The organism is Pseudoduganella violacea, from assembly GCF_014191875.1.
Taxonomy (GTDB): Bacteria; Pseudomonadota; Gammaproteobacteria; order Burkholderiales; family Burkholderiaceae_D; genus Rugamonas; species Rugamonas violacea_A.
The window spans coordinates 118,864-137,893 of the sequence record NZ_JACHXD010000014.1 but is presented as its reverse complement, the minus strand read 5'-3'; the positions used below and the strand labels follow the sequence as shown (position 1 = coordinate 137,893).

The following is a 19,030-nucleotide window of genomic DNA, read 5'->3' as shown; positions in this document are numbered from 1 at the left end:
TAAAAATAAGTTTTCAACCTAGTTTTTTCACTCTTAACCAAGACTGCTTTATGCTGATTGTTGCTGCTGCGTGGATCTATGTCGTGCTGTTGATGGCGTTTACCGAGCCATCCATCGTTGCCGGCATTATGACCTTTACATTGTATTGCGTGTTGCCATTAGGGATATTATTTTACTTAACAGGCGGGAAGCGCCGCAAATTGCGCCGCGCCGCGCAAGCGGAAGCCGAACGGGCCAAGTCCGCGCCCAAAAGCGAAGACTAAACCCGCCAGCACCGGCTTTATTTGATCCAGATCAGACTCGCCTGGCGCCCGGTCATGCCGTCGCGCCGGTAGGAATAGAAGAGAGAAGGGTCGGACACGGTGCATTGCTGGCCACCGCTGACCTGCTCCACACCCACCCGGTGCAGCACGCTGCGCGCCAGGGCGTAGATATCGGCCAGAAACTTGCCGGGCTGTCCCGGCACCAGACGGAAAGCAGCTTCCACTTCGCGCCGGCTCGCCTCATCCCCTGCCCCATCCAGGAAAGCCTCGCGCACTTCGGCCCCGACTTCAAAACGCTCTGGGCCAATGGCCGGACCCAGCCAGGCCATCACCTCGCCAGCGCCTGCCGCGCGCATGGTCTTCACCGTTTCCTGCAGGACGCCGCCAGCCAGGCTGCGCCACCCAGCATGGGCCGCGCCGACCACCGAGCCGCGCACATCGCAAAACAGCACCGGCAGGCAATCCGCCGTCAGGATAGCGCACACGGTCCCCGGCTGGCGCGCGACACTGGCGTCGGCCTCGGGCACGCCTTGGCCGGCCGCATCCGCGTCGGCCACGGCAATGCCATGCACTTGCGACAGCCACACCGGCTCGGCCGGCACCTCGCCGCGCAGCACGGCGCGGTTGCGCGCCACGCTGGCCGGATCATCGCCGACATGCACGCCCAGATTCAAGCCGCCCGCCGCGCCATCGGCCAAGCCGTAGGGCGCCACACTGACGCCGCCCAGCCGCGTCGTGCACAGCACACCGATATTGGCCGGCAAACCCGGCCACACCGGCCGCAGCCAGGCGCCCTCCAGGCGCACATCGCTCACGCCGGCCTCTGGCGCCTGGGACTCGTTGGGGCGGGTTTCGCTCATTCCTCGTCGTCACCGTAGTCGTCGTCGAAATCGTCGAACTCTTCGCCATAGCCTTCCTGGCCGGCGTTTTCGTCCGGTTCAGCGATGCCAGCCTGCTCCAGCAGCGCGAGGAAATCGTCGGCCAGCGGCACCAGCCATTCGCAAGCCTGGCCGGTGGCCGGATGCACCAGACCCAGGCGGCGCGCCTGCAGCGCCTGGCGCGGGAACACCTCGGTCAGGTGGGGCTTGCCATACACATAGTCGCCGACCAGGGGGAAGCCGAGGTGGGCCATGTGGACGCGGATCTGGTGGGTGCGGCCCGTCTCCAGGCGGCATTGCACCAGGCTGACCGGACGGCGGTCCAGGTCGCCCGAATCGAGGCGCAGGTAGTGGGTGATGGCCGGCTTCGAGCCCAGGCTGGTGGAGACCGCCATCTTCACGCGGTCCTTCTGGTGGCGGCCCATCGGCGCATTGATCGTGCCCGAACCGCGCGGCGTGCCCCAGACCAGGGCCAGGTATTCGCGCTTGACGGTGCGCGCCTGCAGCTGGCGCACCAGATCGGTCTGGGTCGCCAGATCCTTGCCGACCACCATCAGGCCGCTGGTATCCTTGTCCAGACGGTGCACGATGCCGGCGCGCGGCACGCCGCCCAGTTGCGGACAGTGGTGCAGCAGGCCGTTCAGCAAGGTGCCGGTCCAGTTGCCGGCGCCCGGATGCACGACCAGGCCGGCAGGCTTGTTGACGACGATCAGGTGCTCGTCTTCATGCACAATATTCAGCTCCATGGCTTCCGGGGCGAAAGCCACGTCTTCCGGCGCCGCTTGCGGCAGCACCAGCACTTTTTCGTCGCCGTAGACGGTGGCGCGCACCTTGGCCGGCTTCCCGTCCACCGTCACGAAACCGTCCTCGATCCACGATTGCAGGCGGCCGCGCGAGAATTGCGGCACCAGGCGGGCCACCACTTTGTCCAGGCGTTCGCCGCAGTCGGACGGGCTCAGTTGCAGTGCGATCGGGGCCAGCGGATCGCCCGCTTCGGCCAGGAACTCGCCTTCGAAATCGGCGTCAAAATCAGTGTCGGACAGTTGTTCTGCCGAATTCGGCAAAGGATTCAATATCACAGCATTCCCATCGGCTATAATCAGCCTAGTGTAGTATTTTGGTTAAACGTCTTCTTGCACAACAACATGCAAAAAAAATTATCGGTAGTTGCAGCAACAGTCGTACTGTTCGGTTTATCCGCTTGTAGCCTGTTACCAGAGAAAATCGATGAGACCAAAGGCTGGTCTGCTACGAAATTATACTCGGAGGCCAAGGATGAAATGGCCGGCGGCCACTACGAGCGCGCAATTCAGTTGTACGAGAAGCTCGAATCGAGCTATCCGTTCGGCACTTATGCCCAGCAGGCGCAGATGGAAATCGCCTACGCTTACTATAAGTCGCAGGACCAGGCCCAAGCCCTGGCCGCCGTCGAGCGTTTCATCAAGCTGCACCCGAACCACAGCCACGTCGACTATATGTACTATCTGCGCGGCCTGATCAACTTCAATGATTCGATCAGCTTCCTGAACTTCATCTACGAACAGGATCCGACCGAACGCGACCCGAAAGCCACGCGCGAAGCGTTTGCCGCTTTCAAGGCCCTGGTGGACAAGTTCCCCAACAGCCAGTATGCGCCCGATTCGATCGAACGCATGAAATATCTGATCAATGCCATGGCCGCGTATGAAGTCCATGTGGCGCGCTATTACTACCGCCGCGGCGCCTACCTGGCCGCCGCCAACCGCGCCATGGATGCGGTCAAGGATTACCGCGACTCGCCCGCCATCGAAGAAGCGCTGTTCATCATGATCCGCAGCTACGAGAAGCTGGGCAACGCCGTGCTGCGCGACGACGCCCTGCGCGTGTTCAAGCTCAACTTCCCGAACAGCAAATTCCTCGACGAGAACGGCGTCAAGGAAGAGCGCAAATGGTGGAAATTCTGGAGCTCGGCTCCGGCACCGGCGCCGGCCATTGCTCCAGCGCCAGCACCGGCTTCCGCGCCGGCGCCCGTCAAGGGCTGATTCAGTCGGCTACGCGGCGGCGGAACACCCAGTTCCGCTCGCCGGAAGCCTGCGGCTCGAAGGCGTAGCCGTCCACATCGAAATCCTTCAACTGTTCAGGATCGCGGATATTCTTTTCCGCCGCATAGCGTGCAAGCATGCCGCGCGCCCGTTTGGCGTAGAAGGAAATGATCTTGTATTTGCCGCCCTTCCAATCTTCGAAGGAAGGGGTAATCACCGGCATCGCCAGCTTGCGCGGGCGCACCGACTTGAAATATTCCGTGGAAGCGAGATTCACCAGCACCTCGGCGCCCTGCTCTTCGGCCGTGGCGTTCAAGGCCTCGGTGATCGTATCGCCCCAAAAGGCGTACAGATCCTTGCCGCGCGAGTTGTTCAGGCGCGTACCCATTTCCAGCCGGTGCGGATGGATCAGGTCGAGCGGACGCAGCATGCCATACAGGCCGGACAGGATGCGGATGCGCGACTGGGTGTAGTCGAGCTGCTTGGGCGTCATCGTGCGCGCCGCCAGGCCGTCGTAGACGTCGCCGTTAAAGGTCATCACCGCCTGGCGCGCTTCGGCAGTATCCTTGCTCCAGGATGCGTAGCGCGTGACGTTGAGCGTGGACAGGGCGTCGGACAGCTCCATCAGCTCGCCCAGCTCGGCCGGCGAAAATTCGCGCAGGCGCTCGATCAGCTGGGCCGAGTGGTCGAGAAAAGCGGGCTGGGTTTGCAGGGTGGTGGTGGGCGGAGTGTCGAGGTCGAGACTTTTTGCGGGCGAAAGCACTATCAGCATAAGATTCCAAAAACATACTTCTAATCAAGATTTCCGACATGATACCTGTTTCACCGAAACGCATCGTCATCGACACCAATGTCTGCCTCGACCTGTTCGTGTTCAAGGACCCGCGCTGGGCCGGTTTGCTGGCCGCCATCGAGAGCGGCGCGGTGGAAGCGATCACGCGCGCCGACTGCCGCGAAGAGTATCTGGTGGTGTTGCACTACAAGCACCTGCCGCTCGACGAAAGCACCCGCCCGCTGAGCGCGGCCCGCTTCGACGCCCTGATCAAGGTGGTGGCCCCGCCCGAATCCGGCGTGCGCCTGCCGGTCTGCACCGACCGCGACGACCAGAAATTCCTAGAACTGGCGCGCGACGCCAAGGCCGACATCCTGATCACCAAGGACAAAGCCCTGCTCAAGCTGGCCAAACGCCTGGCGCGCGAAGGCATGTTCAAGGTCATGCTGCCGGAGAAGTGGTCGCTGGAAGCCTGATTCCACCTTCGATCGCACGCCTCCCGCACTGCAAGAGTTATACTACAGACATCTTCAGCAGTTCGTGGCGGCCCATCTATGAGCGCAATAAACCGGGAAGAGTTTGATGCCAGGCTGGAAACCATCGAAGTTCGAATGGATGGACGTGTCGCAGCTATTCAAGGCCAAATTGCGCAACTGATAGCGCGCTTGGATGCGGACAAAGAACTTCACGCCAGCCGGCTACAACAAATCGAAACTTCGATGAGGGAAACCGCCAACGCCCTGGCTGGTCTGAAATCCATTTTCCTCATTACTGCCGTCAGTACGGTTATAGCCATCGTACTCGGCGTCGCCGCGTTCAACGCAACGCTGCTCTCAAATATGGTGGCATCATTCGAGTCCGGCAAAAGTACGGCAGCCGTCCAGGCAGAATTAAAGCAGCAGGCCCAGGAAACTGCCGCCCTATTGAACCGTCTGCAAGAATCCATGGCGAAGGCTGAGCGCGAGCGCGCCACCAGCACTGAGTCCCGCCAAACACGCCAGTGAATCAAATTCGATGCCGGCGCTGAATAGCCGTTTTGCCAATATTCATATGCGAAAAAATTCTACGCGCCGGGGCAACACCCGATTTTGCTGCCTGCGCTAGAATTGGAAAAAACACCTTTTTCCTTTCCACATGAACAGCCCGCAAATACCGCTCCTCACTCCCGCCCTGACCACCCGTCTGCCCGCTGTGGGTACCACTGTTTTCACGCGCATGTCGGCGCTGGCGGTGCAGCATGGGGCGGTCAATCTGGGCCAGGGCTTCCCCGACTTCGCCTGTGAACCCAAGCTGGTGGACATGGTGACGGAAGCGATGAAGGCGGGCTTCAATCAATATCCCCTGCTGGCCGGCGCGCCCGTGCTGCGCCAGGCAATCGTCGACAAGATCGCCGCCATCTACGGCCACCAGTACGACGTCAACAGCGAAATCACCGTGACCTCGGGCGCGACGCAGGCGCTGACCACGACCATCCTGTGCTGCGTGCATCCGGGCGACGAGGTGATCGTGATCGAACCGGCTTACGACAGCTATCTGCCGGCCATCGAGCTGGCCGGCGGCGTGCCGGTGCTGGTGCAGATGGAAGTGGGCGCGGACGGCTACAGCGTGCCGTGGGATAAGCTGACGCGGGCGGTGACGCCGAAAACGCGCCTGATCGTCGTCAACACACCGCACAATCCGACCGGCTCGGTGCTGCGCGCCGCCGATATGCAGGCGCTGGCCGATATCGTGCGCGGCACGAATATCCTGATCCTGTCGGACGAGGTGTACGAACATATGGTCTACGATGGCGAGCGCCACGAGTCCATGAGCCGCTATCCGGAACTGGCGGCGCGCAGCTTCGTCGTTTCCAGCTTCGGCAAGACTTACCATGTGACGGGCTGGAAGGTGGGCTATGTGGCCGCGCCCGCGCCGTTGATGGTGGAGTTCCGCAAGGTCCACCAGTACAACGTTTTCACCACGAATACGCCGATGCAGCACGGGATCGCCAGCTATATGGCCGATCCCAAGCCGTATCTGGAACTGCCCGCCTTCTACCAGCGCAAGCGCGACCTGTTCCGCGACGGCCTGCAAGGCAGCCGCTTCGAGCTGCTGCCGGCCGACGGCACATATTTCCAGTGCGTGCGCTATGATGCGATTTCCTCGCAGAGCGAGGCGGAGTTCGCGGAGTGGCTGACCAGCGAGATCAAGGTGGCGGCGATTCCGGTATCGGCGTTTTACCGGCAGGGCAAGGAATCCGGCATTGTGCGCTTCTGCTTTGCCAAGAAGGATGAAACGCTGGCGCTCGCGCTGGAGCGGCTGGCGCGCGTTTAGCTGTCTGAATACAATTAGATCCTCCGGGCGGCTGGCCGCACCGGCGGACGTGAAGCTGGGTGGGGACCATCATGAATCAGCAATTAAGCAGCCTGAAAGAACTGGTGCTGGGCGATGCCACCAGCCTGCCGGTACCGACCTCCGTTCTGCATGAGCTGAACCACGCCAACCGGCGTCTGGAAAAGCTGCTCCAGCAACTGCGCAACGAGCATAACGCCGACGCGGAGCTGCGCAGCATCGCGCGCGACGTAATCCACGCCGTCGAACTGAATCCCGAAATCGCCCTCGCCTGCATTTATCTGAACCAGATCGCCGGCACTTATGCCGTGCGCCATTGCATCGAGGTGGCCGTGATCGTGGTGCTGGTGGCGCGCGGCATGCAGAAGCAGCAGCGCGACATACTGACCATGACGGCGGCGGCGCTGACCATGAATGTGGGCATGCTCAAGCATCACGACCGCTTCCAGTCCAAGCCGGGCGCGTTGAATTCGGAAGATATGGCGATCGTGCGGCGCCACCCGGAAGATAGCGCGGAAATACTGAAGTGCGCCGGCATCGATGACGAGGAATGGCTCTCCTGCGTGCTGCTGCACCATGAGAACCACGATGGCAGCGGCTACCCGGCCGGCAAATCGGGCGAGGACATCACGCTCAATGCGCGCCTGCTCAGTTATGCCGACCGCTATTGCGCCCAGGTCTCGGCGCGCAATTACCGCTGCTCGCTGTTACCCGATGAGGCGCTGAACCGGCTGCAGGAAGAACTGGCGGCCGACGCCGACGCGCCCTTGCGCGAACAGTTCCATCGGCAGATCGGCAAATATCCGCCCGGTTGCCTGGTACGCCTGGAGAATGGCGAGATCGGCGTGATTGTGCACCGCGATGTCAACCGCGAGAGCGGAGACGGCGTGCTGACGGTGCACTGCCTGCGCGATGCGGCGGGCAAGCTGCCGCCGGCCGTGATCCTGCGCAGCAGCAGCGATGGCGGTTGCGGCATCGCAGAAGTGCTGAGCGAAGACCAGGTCGACCTGCGCTTCAGCATGAAACAGATCTGGGGCGCGCAGGCCAGCTTGTAAGGCTTGCGGACTTGGGTTTCGCCTAGTTCGGCAACTGCTGCAGCTTGCGCTCGACGAAGGTTTGCAGCTCGGGCGACAGACGTCCTCCAGTCTTGGCCTCGTTGAACGCAGTACGCGCTTCAGCATTGCGCTTGAGCGCCTGCAGCGATATGCCCAATCCCATCCACCATACGCTATTGCCCGCCTGTAGACGCAACGCGGCCTGATAGTGCTCGACCGCTTCCGCGTGGCGCTGTTCGCGCTGCAAGGCGCCGGCGAGGAAGGCGCGGAAATCAGCGTTGGCGGCGGCATGCGGCAAGGTGCGCTGCAAGGTGTCGATGGCGGGACCGTTACGCTCCATTTGCAGGCGGGCCAACAACATGGCCATCTGCGCCTGGGCCGGATCGAGGGCCAGGGCTTGCTGCATATGCTGCATGGCTTCGTCGCCGCGCTGGTTCTCGATCAGCAGACCGATCAGGGTCTGGCGCGCGGCCTCGTGGCGCGGATTGTTTGCCAGCGTTTGTTCGAAGCGCGCGATGGCGTCATGGACACGGCCTTCCTGCATGGCCGACAGGCCACGGCGGTATTCGTTCTCCGCCTGCTGCACCTTGCTCAAGCCTGCATCGCCACGCAATCTGGCCTCCTCCTTTTCGCCGATGGTGCTGCGCACAAGAGCGGGACTGGCGCGCAACGGCGTCTCGATCCTGCGCTTTTCCGCAGAACGGCTTTTCGCGGGAGCCTCGGAAGGCGCAATTCCGACCGGGGCTGTTTTAGCTTCGGCTGATGGTATAGGCGGCGCTTGGACTGGCGCAGGAGCTGGCGCTTCAGGCGGAGCCGCCGCGGGCGGCGTTGCAGCGATCGAGGGCGGCGCCACAACGGCGGCAGGCGCTGGCGCCACAACCGCCGGAGCTGCGGCTTTGGCGCTGGCACTGAGCGAAGATGGCGATGGCCGCGTCAGCGCGCGCCAGGCGAAGATGGCGGCGACGACGAAAATGACGATGCCTGCCACGGCGGCCAGTATCAGCAGCATGCGCGGCATGGGGCGCACCGCCGCCGTGACAGGACGCACGGCGGACGAGCCGCCCTGGCTGGCGGCCGCGCCGCTGCTGCGCGCGTCCAGGTCTTGCAGCATTTTATTGATCAGACTCATTTGCTCAATGCCCAGGCTAATCCACCGGCCGTGGCCAGCAAGGCCGCGACGCCCACCAGCCATGGCCAGATGCGGCGGCTCTTGATAGCACCGGTATCGCGCGCAGCCAGCGCCATATGTTTGCTGCTGACGGTCTGCCGGCCCTCGCCGTAGCACAGCATCAGCGCCTTGTGCGCCAGAATATTGATCAGACGCGGAAAGCCGCCGCTGGCCGCGTACAGCTTCGATACGGCGCCACGACTGAACAGGCGCGCGCCGCCAAAGCCGGCCACGCGCAGCCGGTGCGCCAGGTAAAAGTCCAGTTCATCGCGCCGCAGCGGGCCAAGGTGGTAGTGGAAGGTGATGCGCTGCGCCAGCTGGCGGATCGAATCCATGGCCAGATGCTTATCCAACTCCGGCTGGCCAAACAGTACGATCTGCAGCAGCTTGCGTTTTTCGGTTTCCAGATTGGTCAGCAAGCGCAGGGCTTCCAGGCTTTCGACCGGAATCGCCTGCGCTTCGTCCAAACACAGCACCACGCGCTTGCCCTCCCCCGCCAGCTGCATCAGGCGGCCGGTGATGGATTTCAGCAGATGGTGCTGGTCCACGTCCTTTTCCAGCGTGATTTCCAGCTCGTCGGCCAGGGCCAGCATCAGGGTGCGCGGTTCCAGATAGGGATTCGGGATATACGCCGTCACCACGCCCTCGCCCAGCATGGCGAGGAATTTGCGGCAAAGCAGAGTCTTGCCCGTCCCCACCTCGCCGGTGATCTTGATGAAGCCCTCGCCATTTCTGACCGCCACCAGCAGGGTGTTCAACGCCTCCTGCGCATGCGGGCTGGAAAAGAAAAAGCTGGTATCCGGCGTGATGCCGAAAGGGACTTCGCGCAGGCCGAAGTGGGACTCGTACATATCAGTTGCGTCCCCCGCCCAGCGGCGCCATGTCCTTGATGCGGCGGTTGACGTCGATCATATCCTCGTTCCAGTTGGACGCAGCATCCACGATGGTGGGCTTGATCAGCACCACCAGCTCGCGCTTCTGCATGGTGTCGGCATCGTTGCGGAACAAGGCGCCCAGCACGGGAATCTTGCCCATGCCCGGCAATTGCGAGCGGTCGCCGGAGGAAGCCTGGCGCATCAAGCCGCCGATCGCCACCACTTTGCCATCCTGGCCACGCACCATGCTGTCCATCTCGGAAGTGACGGAAGCAGCCAGCGGCAGATTCAGCGCGCCCGCCGTACCCAGATTGACGCTCTTATTGACGGTGGACACCTGGCTGACCGACGGATGGACGTGCAGGATGATATTGCCGGCTTCATCGATCTGCGGCGTCACGTCCAGCACCACACCCGAGAAGAAGGGCTGCAGCGTAACGTTCGGCGAGGTGGTGCCACCGCCGGCCGCGTTGGTGGTGGTGGTGGTGCTCACCCCGGTGACGAAGAATTCGTCGGTGCCGATTTTCAGCACGGCCTTCTGATTATTCATGGTGGCGATGCGTGGGCTGGACAGCACATGCACGGTGCCTTGCGACTCCAGGAAGGAAATCAGCGCCGCGAAATTACTGGTCTGGAAAGCCATGCCGAACAGGGAGCCAGGCGTCTTGAGATTGCTCCCCAGCGTAAAGCCGCTATTGCCCGCCAGTCCGCTGGCCGGGCTGTCGATGATCGGCGGAATGGTGTTCTGCGTGGCGCCCTTTTGCAGCGGCGACAGCACGGTGCCCGGTTGCAGCAGGCCGACTGATATCTTGCTGTTGCCATGCGTGGCGAACGCCGCCCAGTTGATGCCGCTCTGATAGCTGTGGTTCAGTTCCACTTCCAGGATTTTCGCTTCCAGGATCACCTGACGCTCGATGGCGATCTGGGTGGCCTTCAGATAGCGCTCGACGTTACGCAGTTCTTCCGGCATGGCGCGCACCACGATCACGCCCGAGGCGGGACTGATGACGACACCGCGTCCGCCTTCCTTGCTGCCCACCAGGGCTTCCAGCGAGAGCTTCAACTCTTCCCAGAAATCGCTTCGCGCCACGGTCAGCACATTGCTGGCGTCGCGCACCCTTCCCTTGCCGCCGTTGCCGTCCTGCTGGTTGTTATTGTCGTTCTGGCTGTTATTGTTGTTCGAGTTGTTATTACCGTTGTTATTGTTGCCGCCGCCACCGCCGTTCCCCACCACGTCGGCCACCGAAGTGGACGACACGCGCAGATTCGACAGCCCCACCCTTTGCAAGGTCAGGTAATTCACCTGAAACATGCGGCTTTGCATGGTCAGGGGGCGGATGTAGATGCGCGTGCCTTCGATGCGGTAATCGTAGCCATACAGCTCGCGCACCGCGTCCAGGGCCTCCACCAGGGTCACGTCCTTCAGATTGGCCGTCACCGTGCCGCTGACTTCCGGATGGACCAGCATGTTGTAGCGGGTGCCCGCCACCAGGGAATTGAAGAACTGCTGGGCCGGCACATTATTGAAGGCGACATTGAAGCGCTCTTCCAGCACGGCGCGCGCCTTGGGCAGTTGGCCGGCCAGCTGGGTGGCCGGCGGCAGCAAGGCATTCGTTACGTCGGCGGCCGGCGCGGCCGGCTTTTGCGCCGCCTCGGCCAGGGCCGACACTTCCTTCTCGATAGCGTTGTAAGCCTGGCGCTTAGGCACAACAGAGCACGCAGCCAGCGCGGCGGAGATGGCGATCAGGCCCGTCTTTAAGATTATTTTTTTCATATCCGGCCTCAATTCTTTGCCGCCTTCGCGGGTGCTGCTGGAAGTGGAAACACGCGTAAAACCTCTTTCTTATTGCCCCGCCTTAGCACGGCCTCGGTCGCCGTCAGGCTTTCCAGCACCGCGCCGTCGACCTTGTCGCCGCGCCGCACGATTTGTCCATCGATTACCGCCACCGCCCGCTGCATGCCTTCCTTGCCCACCAGGACCGATTGCAGCTGCGGCTTGTGCGGTCCACTCGGCGCAGGCAAGGTCCCCAACGGCAGCATGGCTTCGGCTGGCGGCCGGGTGGGGTCGCTCAGCGGCGCCTGCGCCGCCGCCGGCAGCGCCATCGCGGCAAGCAGCGCCCATGCGGCGGATCTTGGCTTCATCCTACTCTTGCGGGCGCTCACAGTGTCATCCATTTATCGTCCAGACTCAGGGTGTACAGGGTCAGCGTCAGCTTCGCTTCGGGATAGCTGCCGGCCTGCAGCTCGGCCCTGCCCCAGAACAGCTGCTGCGGCAACCGCTCCAGCGCTTCCATATACGCCAGCATGTCCAGATAGCTGCCTTGCAAAACCAACTCGACGCCGTGGCGGTACAACAGCTCGCGCTGTTTGGCCTGGCCCATCGCTGACGGCGCGGCAGCGCCCTGGGCCGCGTGCTGCGTCGCCATCGCCACGCTGGTCTGCACCTCTTCCCTCGATGTGGCGTTGGCAAAGCCCGGCGCAACAGACGCCGGTTTGGCATACGTCAGCGGTTCGCTCAAGCCCGATACCGGCAGGGTTTTCAGCGACAGCAGGCGCAGCCGCATATTGGCGCGCAGGATCTGCTCCAGCAGCGGCACCATTTTCTGCGGCGCGACCAGGCCGTGCTGCACGGCGCGCAGCGCGCCGCTTTCGGTTTCGATACTGCGGCGCAGCTCAACGATGCGCCTGCGGCTTTCCATATCCGGATCGATGGCGAAGGCCGCGACCTTGGCATTGACCTCGGCATCGATATTGCCGGCCTGCTTGTGCTGCTGCTCGATTTGCAGTCGCAGCGCCTTGTGCCTGGCGTACTGCGGCGCCAGCGCCAGCTGATACATCAGGAACACCAGCGCGGCAAAGGCGGCGGCCAGCACCATGCCGCGTTCGCGCAAACTCAAGGCATCGATGCGGGCGGCCAGCTTGATCCACTGTTCCTTCATTTTTTGCCCTCCTCCACACTTTGGGATTGCAGGCTGAATTGCACATAGCGCGGCAGGGCCGGCGCGACGGCGGCGACCGGGGCATTCGCCAGCGCGCCCGCCGGCGGCGGCGTCTGCGACAGGCCGGGCATGGCCGCAGGTGCGCTGACCGCAGGCGCCGCCGGGACAGCGGACACGCCTGCCGGCGCGGACGGCTGGGTGATCTGGAGCGCGCCGAAAGTCTTCCCGCGCATCGACTTCTCGTCCTTCAGCCGCCCGATATACGCAGGAATCAGGGCGGCCTGCATAGCACGGCCTTGCAGCGCGATGTCCTGGCCCGCGCCGACAATATTCACGCCGGTCAGCCACAACCCCTGCACGTTTTGGCGCGCAAAGGCGCGGAAGTATTCGGCGTAGCCTTCAGTGTTGCCGATCTCGCCGCGTTTCAGCACCGCCTCCACTTCCTGCAGGGATTGCAACTGCGCCTGCAACTGCGCGATTTCCGCCTCCAGCTGCTTGCTCTTCTGGCGCGGCACGAATTCGGCATTGGCCTTGTTCAAGCGCGCCTGGCTCGCCTCCACCAGCGCCTTGCCAGCATTCGCCTCGGCTTGCAGCGTCGAACTGCGGTAATTCAGGAAAGCCGCCAGCGCCACCAGCAGCAGGGCCATCGCGCCCAGCGCCTGCGCCATATGCAAGGCAGTGAAGATTTTCTTCTGCTTCAGGAAGATGGGGTTGAACAGATTGATCTGCTGGCTCATAGCACCACCGCTTCCACGCGCAAAGCCGCGCCCAGCGTCAGGAAGAAGCGCTGTTGCGCCTCCGCCGTGGCCAGGTCGGGCGCCGCGTCCAGATCGAAGACATCGGCCAGGTTCAGCACCTCCACCGGCATGTACAGATTCTGCGCCAGGAATTCATGCAGACCCGTGGCGCCGGTCGGCGCCAGCAGCAGGCGCGAAACGCTGACGAAATGGTATTGGCGGTCGAAGTGGTCGAGCGAGCGTTGCAGCTCCAGGGTGATCTTGTCGAAGTAGATGTGCTGGCTGTTCGGATTCGGGTCCAGTAACTGCGCCAGGTTGACGTCGATGCGGCGCGACAGATACAGCTCGCCACCCGCGCTGATGGTCAGCAGACCGCCTTCTTCATCGAAGGACAGCATGGCCAGGCCGCGCCCTTCCTGCTCCAGCAGTGCGGCGATATTCCGCTGCGCCATTTCCGGGATGTCGATCGCGCTCAGACCAATCGCGCCCTCCTCGAACAAGCCTTGGCGCGATTCGATCAGGCTATTGCGGGCGGCCACGGCGAACATCGAATGGGGACGGCCGGCGGCGGCATTTTTGTCGGCTGGGATATCCAGCACGTCGATGGTGGCGTCGTCGATATGGAAATCCAGCATATCCTTCAAGCGCCAGCGCACGGCCGTTTTCAGTTCGTTCTGCGCCACATTGGGCGCTTCCACCGACAAAAGCTGGTATTCGCCACCGGCCAGCAAGGTGCTGCAGTGGTGCTGCGCGGCGCGCAGCTCGCGGCCCAGTTTTTCCAGAAGTTCGGGGGAATGGCTGGGCTGGCAGGGATGGAAGGCCGCCGCCAGCACCTTCGGCTTGGCATTCGGCGAGCGCTGCACGCTGGCCGCGCACACCCCGTCGCTATGGAAGGAGAGTGTCAGCCAGTCTTGTTTTTTTGTTTCCCTGGAGAAAAATCTCATGCCGGCAATCAAAATAGTGGGCGTTACCTGAGGTCTACGCGCTAATGGGTTGATTATATTTAAGTTTGCAAAATTTCCGAGGCTAATTTTGCAATTCCGGTACAAAAAACGCAAAATTTCCCTCTTCGCAGCGATCCTGCCGGCATCGTCATGGCACAAACTTGACACATTACTCTCCAGCATGATCTGATGGAGCATGGACTCGCGCCTCTCTTTCCTGTTGCCGAAATTCGCGGCAATGCCTCTTGCTTTTCTGCTCTACGCGGCCGGCGCGCCGGCCATGGCCGATACCTACTACCTGCCGGGCGACCTGAACAAAGCGCCCTTTAATTGCAGCGGCTCCGGCCAGGATTACAACTGCGGCAGCATCGATCTGGACAAGGACGCGACCCTGGTCTTGAACGGCCCCATCCGCCTCCAGGTTTCCGGCAATTTATCCACCGACAAGAATCTCAGCACGGTCAACAACGACTATGCCTTCGACATCTCGGTCGGCGGCAGCGTCGATCTGAAAAAAGACGTCAGCGTCACCATGAACCTGACCGTGGGCGGCAGCATCGACATTGCCAAGGATGCGCGCTTCACCGGCAATATCACGGCCGGCGGCAATGTCCACTTCGCCAAGGACTCGATTTACGACGGTGATGTGACGGTGGGCGGCTTCCTGGACGTGGACAAGGATACTTATATCACTGGCATCTGCCGCGCCGGATCGACCAATTTTTACGGCTGCGGCGCCAAGCCACCAGTGAGCGCACTGCACCATATACGCGTCGGCCACAACGGCACCGCCCTGACGTGCACGCCAGCCGTGATCACCGTCTATGCCTGCGCCGGCAGCGACAGCAACGGCGCCTGCACCGCTTATACCGGCGGCGTCAGCGGCAATGTCAAAGCCAGCAATGGCGCCAGCGTGCCGTTCACCATCCCCTCAAACAGCAGCTCAACCAGCGTCAATCTGGGTATCACCACGGCCAGCACGGTAACGCTCTCGGCCGACGGTTATAGCTCCAGCAACGGCTATACCTGCTGGGATGGCAACAACGCCAATTGCAGCCTCAACTTTCAAGATGCCGCCTTCCTGATCACCGTTGCCGACCACGTTGCCGGCCTCACGCAAACAGCCAAAATCGAAGCCGTAAAGAAAAGCGATACCAGCAACCGCTGCACGCCCGGTTTCACTGGAGCGCGAGCCGTCAGTCTGAGCTGCAATTACAGCAACCCGACCAGCGGCACGCTACAGCTGAGCATTGGCGGAAGCAAGATCAGTTGCAATGCACCAGCCACCGCCGTCAACCTGACTTTCGACAGCAATGGCACAGCAGAACCCTCGCTGCTTTATGAGGACGTTGGCACATTAACGCTGAACGCGAGCACCGCCTCCCCCGCCATCATCGGCTCGGATAGCTTTGTGGTGGCGCCAGCCAGTTTCAGAATCACACCGAATGAAAGCAATCCGCATAAGGCTGGCAGTCCTTTTAATGCCGACGTCACCGCCCTGAATGCCTTGGGCAACGCAACGCCCAATTTCGGCAAGGAGAGTTCCGCGACGCAGGTGCGCGTGAACTTCAACAAATGCACGCCCACGGCCAATCTCGGCGGAGTAGCCGGGGTCGTCGCCACGGGACTCGTTCAGAGCTTTACGAACGGCAAAGGCCAAGCTGCCAATATCAGCTGGTCCGAAGTCGGTACAGGCGATTTGACGGCCTATATCGATAACAATCCTGCCTCGGCTTCGGCACCTCTCCCCTATCTTTCCTCTTCCATCAAACCGGCCGGCAGCACGGCAACGGCCAACAGCTCCTGCACGCAAAGCTTTGTGCCGCACCATTTTGATGTGACACATGAAAGCACCCGCCTGTTCTGGTATTCGGGTCAAACCATAGACAAGATTAAAGTCACCGCCAAAGCCTATGCCAACCCGCCAAGCGCCGCCACCACGACCCAAAACTATATGCTTGGTGCCGCCGCCAATGCCAAAGTCGATCTGGCGGCATTCAGCGATGGACCACCGGTAGCTGCTATCCTTCCCGCTACCGGCACATTAGATATCGCATCTATTGCTGGCTCGGCCTTCCAGGGCAGCAATAAGGGAGAAGCCGAACTTACCCCTGTCTTTAAGTTCGCGCAGATCAAGACCGCTCCCCTGCCGCTGCGCATACGCGCCACCGAGGGAAGCGTCGTTACATCCGCAAATGGGAAGGAAGATGTGATTCCCATACGTAGCGGGCGGTTGCGCTTGTCCAATGCCTTTGGCGGCGTCAGCACAGTGGTGTCGATGCGAGTGCGCGCAGAATACTGGAACGGCAGCAATTGGTTGTGGAATACCCAGGACAACTACACCACGATTAAGCTCACATCAGTGGCGCTGACGCCGTTCCCGCCGCCGGGTAGCAACTTCACCGCCACCGTGCTCAACGATCTGACCTTGAGTAACGGCGAAGACACGCTGAAACTCCGCAGTACCTACGCAAACAAAGGCTATGTGGATGTAGCGCTCAATCTGGCTCAGAATGCCGGCGCGCAAACGCTGGATCAGTCCTGCTTGGCTACCCACAAGAAAACCCAAGGCAACGACACACCCTGGCTGCGCTCCTGGTATGGCGCGTGCTCCGTGGGCGCCAATCCAGAAAATGATCCGTCGGCGCGCGCCAATTTTGGCGTTACCGCCCCCGAAACCCGCGCCACTATCTTCGTGCGCGAGGTGTTCAATTGAAGGCGGCAGGCGGCTACACCATGGTAGAGCTGGTCACCGTGATGGTGCTGTTGGGCATACTTTCCGCCATCGCGATACCGCGCATGTTAAGCGATCCAGGCATGGCCGGGCCGGGCTTTCGTGCCGATATCGTGACGGCTCTGCGCTATGCGCAGAAGTCGGCGGTCGGGCACCGCCGCGTGGTCTGGGCCACGGTCAACAATAACTCAGTGACCTTGCTGATTGCAGCCAACAATCCCGCCGCCACCAATGCGGCGGGCAATTGTATCGGCGTGCCGCTCGCCACTCCAGACGGCGCAGCTTTCACCAGCACCAAGGCTGCCACTAATTTTACGGCGGCTGCTCCCCTTGTCCTATTTTTCCAGCCAAATGGAGAGATTACTACGGATTGCGCCGGAGTCAATCTAGCCAGCAACAGCATCACCGTCAGTGCCGCAGCACAAAACGAAGCTGCGATCACGATCATAGGAGTCAGCGGCCGTGTGGACTAGACGCGCCCAAGGCATGACGCTGGTCGAGCTGATCGTGGCCATGGTCATTATCGGCGTGTGCTTGGCTAGCTTGCTCTCTGTATTCTCGCGCACATCCCGTGCCAGCACCGACCCCATGGTGATAAAACAGATGACTGCAATTGCCGAAGGGATGATGGAGGAAATCCAAAGAATGCCTTTCGCGGCGGCGTCAAATAATGGTCTACCTAGCAACGCATGCGCGCGCGACAACTACAACAATCTGGAGGATTATAACCAATATCAGAACAAGCCATGCGACGTAATGGGCACCGCAATTCCTGGTTTGGATGCCTATCAGGTAAACGTAGCGGTTGTTAAGGTCGTTGCCGGCCCCATGTTGCTTGCAACAGCCGGGGATTCCTTTGAAATTACGATAAAGGTTAGCAGGGGCACCGATAGCTTTACCCTTCGGGGCTGGCGAACCAATTTCGGTAAATTCCAACCATGAAGATAAAAAGCGCCGGTTTCACGCTGGTCGAGCTGATCACGGTAATGGTCATCGTTGCCGTACTGGCGGCGGGGCTGGTAGCTTTTTTGCGGCCCGCCATCGGTAATTATATGGCCGTTGGCCGCCGCGCTTCGCTTAGCGACCAGGCCGACAGCGCCATGCGCCTGATGATGCGCGACATCCGTCTGGCCGTACCAAATTCCATTCGCCAGGCTGCCCCTACCTGCTTTGAGCTGGTTCCAGGCTCAGGCGGCGGGCGCTTTCGCACCGCTGTCGACAGCGCGAATGCCGGCAGCCTGCCACTCGAAGCCTCGGCGCCTGCCGCAGCGTTTGACGTCTTTATGCCGCAAGCCCCCGTTCCGCCAGCAGCCGGCGACTGGATCGTGATCGGCAACCAAACTGCGGACGACATTTACAACACTCCCAGCCCCACTCGCACCGGAATCCTCGTTGTTGCGCCGCCGCCCGTGGCTGCGCTGCCTGCCGGCACCCATCGTATTACCGTTAACGCGCTGCGGGTAAATATTCAGCCCGGCTACGACGGCTCGCGCTTCATGATCGTGCCCGCAGCCATTGGTCCCGTCATGTATTCCTGCACAGCCGGCCTGCTGAACGGACGCGGCACAGGGGCGTTGCTACGTTATTCCGGTTATGGCTTCAATGCCGGCATGCCCAACGGCTGCAATGCACCGCCGCTGGCAATCAACAACGCCCTGACTGCCCAGCCCTCCCTGGTCGCCAACAATGTCTCAGCCTGTACCATGACATACGACCCCAACCCTGGCGCAACGCAAGGCAGCGGCTATATGTCCATCCAGCTGACGTTAACGGATGACAATGAATCGGTTACGCTGACTTATGGCGCCCATGCGAGCAACGTACCATGAACAGAAGAGACAGGCAAAAAGGGTTTGGCGTCATTGTCGCCGTGGTGATTTTAGTGCTGCTGGCTTCACTCGCAGCAGTCATGGTCCGTACCAGCATAGGACAACAGAGCGCATCGGCGCAGGATATCGCCGCAGCCTATGCCAATCAGGCAGCGCGGGCAGGCGTGGAATGGGGTTTATATCAGGCGATGACGAGCAGCGCATGCGCGCCCGCCACCTCCCTCAATTTCACAGGCCAGAACGGCTTTAATGTGGTCGTAAACTGTGATGCAACGAATTTCAATGAGGGAGTCGACGCAGCCGGGGCGCCAATCGGAAAAACGATTTTCGTTATCAGCGCCATTGCCTGCAATGCCGCCAACTGCCCCAATGCAGGGGCTGCGGTGGCAGGCAGCGATTATGTTGAACGCCGGCGCATGGCAACGGCCTGCGCCACCAAAGCTGCCCCCCCTAATCCAGGCGGGCCATGTTGATCACGCAAGTA

Annotated in this window: 21 protein-coding genes; 11 read left to right on the top strand and 10 right to left on the bottom strand. The window is 61.5% G+C overall.

The window, feature by feature from the left end; translation table 11 throughout:
- The first annotated feature begins 50 nt into the window (after positions 1 to 50).
- A complete protein-coding gene (locus FHS03_RS21520; RefSeq protein WP_183442980.1) occupies positions 51 to 263 on the top strand; it encodes a hypothetical protein in 213 nt (70 codons plus the stop codon).
- A 17-nt stretch (positions 264 to 280) separates the two neighbouring features.
- On the opposite strand, the gene pgeF is transcribed toward FHS03_RS21520, so the two are convergent.
- Positions 281 to 1,123: a peptidoglycan editing factor PgeF gene (gene pgeF, locus FHS03_RS21515; protein WP_183442979.1), complete on the bottom strand. Its 843-nt coding sequence runs from the start codon at positions 1,121 to 1,123 to the stop codon at positions 281 to 283.
- Positions 1,120 to 2,205 carry an RluA family pseudouridine synthase gene (locus FHS03_RS21510; RefSeq protein ID WP_221208209.1) on the bottom strand — a complete coding sequence of 362 codons (1,086 nt, stop codon included), beginning with the start codon at positions 2,203 to 2,205 and terminating at the stop codon, positions 1,120 to 1,122. The genes pgeF and FHS03_RS21510 overlap by 4 nt, the downstream gene beginning before the upstream one ends.
- Before the next feature lie 81 nt (positions 2,206 to 2,286).
- Between FHS03_RS21510 and FHS03_RS21505 the strand changes: the two genes are divergently transcribed.
- Complete coding sequence (locus tag FHS03_RS21505) at positions 2,287 to 3,162, top strand: outer membrane protein assembly factor BamD (RefSeq protein ID WP_183442977.1); 876 nt, start codon at positions 2,287 to 2,289, stop codon at positions 3,160 to 3,162.
- A gap of 1 nt (position 3,163) precedes the next feature.
- Here the strand turns inward: FHS03_RS21505 and yaaA are convergent, their stop codons facing one another.
- The gene (yaaA, locus tag FHS03_RS21500; RefSeq protein ID WP_183442976.1) at positions 3,164 to 3,934 is read right to left on the bottom strand and encodes a peroxide stress protein YaaA; all 771 of its coding nucleotides are present in this window, start codon (positions 3,932 to 3,934) and stop codon (positions 3,164 to 3,166) included.
- Positions 3,935 to 3,972: 38 nt separating this feature from the next.
- Here yaaA and FHS03_RS21495 point away from each other — a divergent pair, with 38 nt between their 5' ends.
- The 4 genes from FHS03_RS21495 (at position 3,973) to FHS03_RS21480 (ending at position 7,320) form a co-directional block, all read left to right on the top strand.
- Complete coding sequence (locus FHS03_RS21495; RefSeq protein WP_183442975.1) at positions 3,973 to 4,410, top strand: putative toxin-antitoxin system toxin component, PIN family; 438 nt, start codon at positions 3,973 to 3,975, stop codon at positions 4,408 to 4,410.
- Positions 4,411 to 4,488: 78 nt separating this feature from the next.
- Positions 4,489 to 4,938 carry a hypothetical protein gene (locus FHS03_RS21490; RefSeq protein WP_183442974.1) on the top strand — a complete coding sequence of 150 codons (450 nt, stop codon included), beginning with the start codon at positions 4,489 to 4,491 and terminating at the stop codon, positions 4,936 to 4,938.
- A 130-nt stretch (positions 4,939 to 5,068) separates the two neighbouring features.
- Entirely contained in the window at positions 5,069 to 6,247 is a 1,179-nt protein-coding gene (locus tag FHS03_RS21485; RefSeq protein ID WP_183442973.1) for a pyridoxal phosphate-dependent aminotransferase, read from the top strand.
- A 71-nt stretch (positions 6,248 to 6,318) separates the two neighbouring features.
- Positions 6,319 to 7,320 (top strand): HD-GYP domain-containing protein, encoded by a 1,002-nt coding sequence (locus FHS03_RS21480; RefSeq protein WP_183442972.1) that lies wholly within the window; start codon positions 6,319 to 6,321, stop codon positions 7,318 to 7,320.
- 22 nt (positions 7,321 to 7,342) lie between these two features.
- Here the strand turns inward: FHS03_RS21480 and FHS03_RS21475 are convergent, their stop codons facing one another.
- Genes FHS03_RS21475 through FHS03_RS21445 form a run of 7 tightly spaced genes read right to left on the bottom strand, consistent with a single transcriptional unit; the run spans position 7,343 to position 13,983 of the window.
- Entirely contained in the window at positions 7,343 to 8,449 is a 1,107-nt protein-coding gene (locus FHS03_RS21475; protein ID WP_183442971.1) for a tetratricopeptide repeat protein, read from the bottom strand.
- Positions 8,446 to 9,339, bottom strand: coding sequence for an ExeA family protein (locus FHS03_RS21470; RefSeq protein WP_183442970.1), 894 nt, complete (start codon positions 9,337 to 9,339; stop codon positions 8,446 to 8,448). The genes FHS03_RS21475 and FHS03_RS21470 overlap by 4 nt, the downstream gene beginning before the upstream one ends.
- 1 nt (position 9,340) lies before the next feature.
- The gene (mshL, locus tag FHS03_RS21465) at positions 9,341 to 11,137 is read right to left on the bottom strand and encodes a pilus (MSHA type) biogenesis protein MshL (protein WP_183442969.1); all 1,797 of its coding nucleotides are present in this window, start codon (positions 11,135 to 11,137) and stop codon (positions 9,341 to 9,343) included.
- Positions 11,138 to 11,145: 8 nt separating this feature from the next.
- Positions 11,146 to 11,505, bottom strand: a complete 360-nt coding sequence (locus tag FHS03_RS21460; RefSeq protein ID WP_229426332.1) for an MSHA biogenesis protein MshK — start codon at positions 11,503 to 11,505, stop codon at positions 11,146 to 11,148.
- Between the two features lie 17 nt (positions 11,506 to 11,522).
- Positions 11,523 to 12,302 carry a type II secretion system protein M gene (locus tag FHS03_RS21455; RefSeq protein WP_183442968.1) on the bottom strand — a complete coding sequence of 260 codons (780 nt, stop codon included), beginning with the start codon at positions 12,300 to 12,302 and terminating at the stop codon, positions 11,523 to 11,525.
- A complete protein-coding gene (locus FHS03_RS21450) occupies positions 12,299 to 13,039 on the bottom strand; it encodes an MSHA biogenesis protein MshI (RefSeq protein WP_183442967.1) in 741 nt (246 codons plus the stop codon). The genes FHS03_RS21455 and FHS03_RS21450 overlap by 4 nt, the downstream gene beginning before the upstream one ends.
- Positions 13,036 to 13,983 carry a type IV pilus biogenesis protein PilM gene (locus FHS03_RS21445; RefSeq protein WP_183442966.1) on the bottom strand — a complete coding sequence of 316 codons (948 nt, stop codon included), beginning with the start codon at positions 13,981 to 13,983 and terminating at the stop codon, positions 13,036 to 13,038. The genes FHS03_RS21450 and FHS03_RS21445 overlap by 4 nt, the downstream gene beginning before the upstream one ends.
- Positions 13,984 to 14,179: 196 nt before the next feature.
- On the opposite strand from FHS03_RS21445, the gene FHS03_RS21440 reads away from it, so the two are divergent.
- The 5 genes from FHS03_RS21440 to FHS03_RS21420 are packed head-to-tail and all read left to right on the top strand — an operon-like array spanning position 14,180 to position 19,019.
- Positions 14,180 to 16,699 carry a polymer-forming cytoskeletal protein gene (locus FHS03_RS21440; protein WP_183442965.1) on the top strand — a complete coding sequence of 840 codons (2,520 nt, stop codon included), beginning with the start codon at positions 14,180 to 14,182 and terminating at the stop codon, positions 16,697 to 16,699.
- On the top strand, positions 16,696 to 17,190 hold the full coding sequence (locus FHS03_RS21435) for a pilus assembly FimT family protein (protein WP_260110571.1): 495 nt from the start codon (positions 16,696 to 16,698) through the stop codon (positions 17,188 to 17,190). Before FHS03_RS21440 ends, FHS03_RS21435 begins: the two co-directional genes overlap by 4 nt.
- A complete protein-coding gene (locus FHS03_RS21430; RefSeq protein WP_371871751.1) occupies positions 17,180 to 17,659 on the top strand; it encodes a type IV pilus modification PilV family protein in 480 nt (159 codons plus the stop codon). The genes FHS03_RS21435 and FHS03_RS21430 overlap by 11 nt, the downstream gene beginning before the upstream one ends.
- The gene (locus FHS03_RS21425) at positions 17,656 to 18,546 is read left to right on the top strand and encodes a PulJ/GspJ family protein (RefSeq protein WP_183442962.1); all 891 of its coding nucleotides are present in this window, start codon (positions 17,656 to 17,658) and stop codon (positions 18,544 to 18,546) included. The genes FHS03_RS21430 and FHS03_RS21425 overlap by 4 nt, the downstream gene beginning before the upstream one ends.
- Positions 18,543 to 19,019 carry an MSHA biogenesis protein MshP gene (locus tag FHS03_RS21420; protein WP_183442961.1) on the top strand — a complete coding sequence of 159 codons (477 nt, stop codon included), beginning with the start codon at positions 18,543 to 18,545 and terminating at the stop codon, positions 19,017 to 19,019. The genes FHS03_RS21425 and FHS03_RS21420 overlap by 4 nt, the downstream gene beginning before the upstream one ends.
- Positions 19,020 to 19,030: the final 11 nt, after the last annotated feature.